This window comes from Rhodococcus sp. MT28 (assembly GCF_058792695.1).
In genome coordinates this window covers 1-4,564 of sequence record NZ_JBXAFD010000047.1, presented here as the reverse complement: position 1 = coordinate 4,564, position 4,564 = coordinate 1, and the positions used below count along the sequence as shown (strand labels likewise).

Genomic DNA, 4,564 nt, shown 5'->3' with positions numbered 1-4,564 from the left:
GTACGCGGGGAGAAACCATGGCCACAAAATGCGCCATAAATGGCCGCCAGTGGGGAGCTTACGATGGCCGTCGACACCGTGGCCTAACGGCCATACCAGTGTCGTGCTTTCCTTGACACGTTCGGGCGGACGGAATCAATCGACACCTGATCCCTGCGCTGCTGGGGACGGCTGGTGTGCACCAGGCCGTATTTGGAGGGGCGTACCGACGAGGTGAGTTCAGGTGAGGTTCGCGATACGCCTAAGGGCTGTTGACACGTCGGGGTAGGTCTCTGGTGACGGCGCGCGACCAGCTCTGGGCCTCAGGATCGTCACGTCGTCGCTCTTCTCGTGGGTGAATAGGTTGGGGGACAGGCGACCCTTGATGAGGAGCACAATCTTAGGCAGGTCGATGTCAAGGAGTTTGCCCCGAACCTTCTCATCGAGGATGTGTTTGCCGGTGGGATCGAGGGCGAAACAGGTGTCAGCGACCCACCAAAGGAAGTCTGGGTAGAACGTGCTTGAGCCGCCGACCTTCATCGGTAAGGGAATGCCGTAACCGTCGCCACGGACCGGGTTCCGCATCCAGGTGCCCACATTGAGGGCATCCAATGTTTTCGCGAATTCGAGCTCGTCGTCGTTGAAGACAGCTCGACTGTAGGTTGGGTGGGCCGCGTTGCTGAACGACTCCATGGTGCTCTTGCTGGGGACGTGAGCTCGCGGATGCCAGGTCTCCTCTCCGAGGATCTCGTTGGGAACGAGGTCGACGGTGGCTTCGAACTGGCGTACGACTTTGTCGGCCAGGGTGGCCAGATCACGTTGAGCGTTGGATCCTGCGCAGGCCCACTGCTCGAAAGCCGGGCCGGTGAAGGTGGTGGGCTCAATGAGGTGGGCACAGTGCCTGCTGCCGATGACGATCCGTCGGCGGAGGTACTCGCCATTGGGTCTGCGCATGCTCGCGGCGAGTTCCTTATACCGAGTGACGTCGTCGTTTCCTCGGAGAGAGATTACGCGTGTGGTGCGCGCGCCGGGAGCCTCAAGGTCTACGTCGGCGTAAGTGCGTCGGGAAGTCATGCCCACTTCGGCGAGCTCATCGTCGAGGAACGCGTCGCCCAACTGGTACTCCGGCAGTGTGAGCTTGCCGACCAGCGCTGGCTTGACTGCAACGGGGTCTAATGGCTCTTTGCGGGTGCGGATCCTGATCGCGGGGCTAGACTCGCCGTTCTCGTCGTCTATGGCGTACAGGGAAAGCTCGCGTTTAAGTCCCTCGACGATGGACTCGAACTGAGTGTTGGCGACTCGTACGAATAGAGTCGCGGTATTGAGGTCGTCGTCCTCAAAATGGCCGACGCCGGGTTGCCGGAGCGCTCGCCCGATGACCTGAGAGATCCGAACGAACGAGTTCGACTCGTCGTCGAAGTACTCGATGTAGGCCTCGGGGTCGTCCCATCCTTCCTGCAAGGCCCTGTTGCAGATGATATGGCGGTGGTGCGGCAGCAGCTGAGCCAGCGAGCTCACTCGTACGGCGTCGTCCGGAAGGACCTTCGTCTGGGTGTAGACTGCGATCTCCTCAGCGGGCACACCGTGGTCACGAAGGAACTGCCAAATCACCTCGGGGCGTGAGACCACCTCGCCCCTGGCAGCGGATGGGTTGGACCGCTCGACGACGTAAAGTGCCTTGGGGTTTACGTCGAGCTGCTCGGCCTCGGCCTTTCTGACCAGTTGGCGGTGCAGCGCCACGGTCTCGGAGAGGAGGGTGTCGGCATCGGAGTCGAAGTTCTCCACCGAGATCGTGTGCTTGAGAAGCTGGGCTTCGACGACGTCGCGGGTCTGCACCCGGACGTTGGCCTTTTCCGCGACGTCGGCGAGCAGCTCGTCGTTGCGTATCACGCCAGCGAACTCCTCGAAGCGGCCCTCGGGTGGAGTGGCGGAGGCCATGAGGAAACCCACCGGGTTGAGGCCGATGAGCTGGTCGAGCTGGGCTGGGGTTTGGTTGTGGCTCTCGTCGTAGACTACGTAAAGCGGCCGTTGAAGTTTGGTGCGTAGTTGCTCCCAGGGGGACAGTTCGCCTCCCCAATCCTGCTGTGGTCGATGCATGTTGAGGCGGGCGTCGGCCCTGCCGCCGGCCTCGGCGGCGTCGGCTTCGTTCCACGATCCCACCGTGGTGACCCAAATGGTGAGGCCGTGCCGATTCTCGATGACCTGCTCCCACTCGCTCTTGCTGGGACGCTCACGCAGGACAACGGTGTCTCGGGGGAGGAGGTGGCGGTACTTGCCCAACAGGTTGCGGGCGGTCTGGTCGACGACGGCACTGGACTTTGATGTCCACAAGACCAAGCCGTGCTTGAGGTCGCCCACCACGGTGGACAGGATCGGTGTCTTGCCGGCGCCCGTGACGGCCTTGAGATGGCCCACGAACGGGATCGGAGTCCTGCCAAGCTTTGGAGGCCCGTGCTCGGCGCAGATCTGCACCCATTCCTCGATCGCTTCGGAGAGTTGGCTTGCGGCTTGCTCCTGGAAGTCGAAGAGCCTGATTGTGGTGTTCATGACTCGATCACCTCGGAAAGCTCCTCCTCCTCAAGATGGAGCTGGGCCAAGATCTCGTCGGGAATCTGACAAAAGACAAACGACTTGGTTTCGCTGCGCCGACACGTCGTGCCGTAGATCCGTACCGGGGTCTTGAGCCCGATATCTTTCGCTTCGGCGATGGCGGCGTTGATGATGTCGATGTTGACCTCGCTGTCTACCGGGCCCAGCCAATGCAACGCGATCGCCTCACCTCGCTGGTTGCTGCCGATGATGAACTTGCTCCCGGTAACCGCACGGATGCCTGATCGTGCGCCTGAACGGTCGGTCTGGCAGATCACGGCTGCGATTTTCTCTCGCTCCAGGCTGAGGATTGCCTTGCGGTCCAGCTGGGCGCCGGTGCGCATGAAAGTGAAGCCCGTCTTAAGAGAGTCCATCTCGATGGCACGTTTCAGGCGCTCAGCCACCAGGGTCCGGGCGTACTGATCCTCACCGTTCCCCTCCTCGATGAGAGTGAACCGGCGATTGCCGCCGTCCTTCTTGTTCATCTGGAGGATGGCGTCGCCAGTGGTCCCGCTGCCGGCGAAGGCGTCCAAGACCAGGGCGTCCTTGCCTCCCGCTGCACCGACCAGTAGCTCGATCAGTTCCATGGGCTTGGGGAAGCGGAAGCCTTCGAATTCGGAACCGAACAGAGCCTTCAGTCGGTAGGCGCCGGCACGTGCGTCGATGTCGATGACGCTGCGCAGCGAGCCCTTGTAATCGACCAAGTGGTCTTTCATCTGAACGATCTGGGCGAGATTGTCGGGGAATACGATGCGGCCGTCGTCGATGTGGCGCTGCATGGTGGCGGGCGGGAACCGGTAGCCGTTCAGCGGCATCGCATAGGCGGTCTTGGCCGTGGCTTTGACGACGCCGCGCTTGCTCACGCCGTAGCGGTAGCCGCCTGGCTTCGGATTGTGGACGCGTCGGGCGCTTTGGTACGGCCCCTTCTCGTCGAGCAGGTTGTAGGCCTTCAACCGGCCTAGAGACTCCTCGTTGGATCGCAGCAGCGCGCGCCAACGGATCGCGCGGGCGGCGAGGTCCGGAGTCTCTTTGCTCAACTCGTCGTACTGCTCAAGCAGGGCATCCTTCACCTCGTCTTCCGGGGTGCGCCAGCGCTGCGGGACCTTCTTGATGTTCTTCGCGTAGCAAACGACGTATTCGTGCTCGATGACAATGCGCGAGGGGTTGTTGTCAGATGAGCCCTTCCACGCGATTACTCCGATGCGGTTGGTCTCGTCGAAGATCTCGTCGGCCAGCATCATGAGCCGGCCCAGCTCGATATCGTTGATAGAAATGAAAATGACGCCGCTATCGGCCATCAGGTTCCAGATAGCAACCAGCCGCGGCGCCATGTAGTTGAGCCACTTGGTGTGCTTTTCACCGTCCTCGTTGCTCACATACTCGGCATCGTAGGGGGCGGCATCGGGGTCGTGGAACCGGGCATCACTGTAGCGGAAATCGTTGCCGCCGCGGTTGTACGGAGGGTCGATGTAAACCACGTCGAAGCTGTCGCTGTACTGCGAGCGCAGCGAGAGCATCACCTGCAGGTTGTCGCCCTCGATCACCATGTTCCCTGATGCCGGACCGTGAGACAGCTCCGGCACGGACTCAAGGACGCGGGGAGCCGGAACCCGACTGCGGTAGGAGCGCCGACCGTGCCAATGCATGTGTAGCCCACTCTCAGGGCGGACTGGCTCGGGCTGGGTAGTCATACCCAGAACCTTAGTTGCGTCTCATACCCCCGCCGAACTGAAGGTGACTGTCAGCCCTGAAGACGACCGCACACCGACCCGGGGTGGTCTTTGGTAAGCAGTGGTGTTATCAACGATGAACGGGTTCAGATGCCGCCACGCTCGTAACCTTTCTCATCTGGTGCCGGCAATCTATGTCGAATAACCCGTCTAATTCATCTTTTCGACAGGCCTGGAGTAGGTCAGGCTTGTGGACTTGAACAATAATTGGCGGCGTTCTGTGATCGCTATTTGGCGTCATCGGCTACCAGGGAGTCATCAACCGC

The 4,564-nt window shown here is 61.3% G+C and carries 2 protein-coding genes; both read right to left on the bottom strand.

Annotated features, from left to right (window positions below):
• Positions 1 to 219 precede the first annotated feature (219 nt).
• Positions 220 to 2,526, bottom strand: a complete 2,307-nt coding sequence (locus AC1Q6C_RS33385; RefSeq protein WP_075835953.1) for a DEAD/DEAH box helicase — start codon at positions 2,524 to 2,526, stop codon at positions 220 to 222.
• On the bottom strand, positions 2,523 to 4,112 hold the full coding sequence (locus AC1Q6C_RS33380; RefSeq protein WP_190287654.1) for a site-specific DNA-methyltransferase: 1,590 nt from the start codon (positions 4,110 to 4,112) through the stop codon (positions 2,523 to 2,525). The genes AC1Q6C_RS33385 and AC1Q6C_RS33380 overlap by 4 nt, the downstream gene beginning before the upstream one ends.
• Positions 4,113 to 4,564: the final 452 nt, after the last annotated feature.

Excerpts from the sequence above, each read along its gene's own strand:
- AC1Q6C_RS33385 (WP_075835953.1), bottom strand. The coding sequence starts at position 2,526 with ATGAACACCACAATCAGGCTCTTCGACTTCCAGGAGCAAGCCGCAAGC.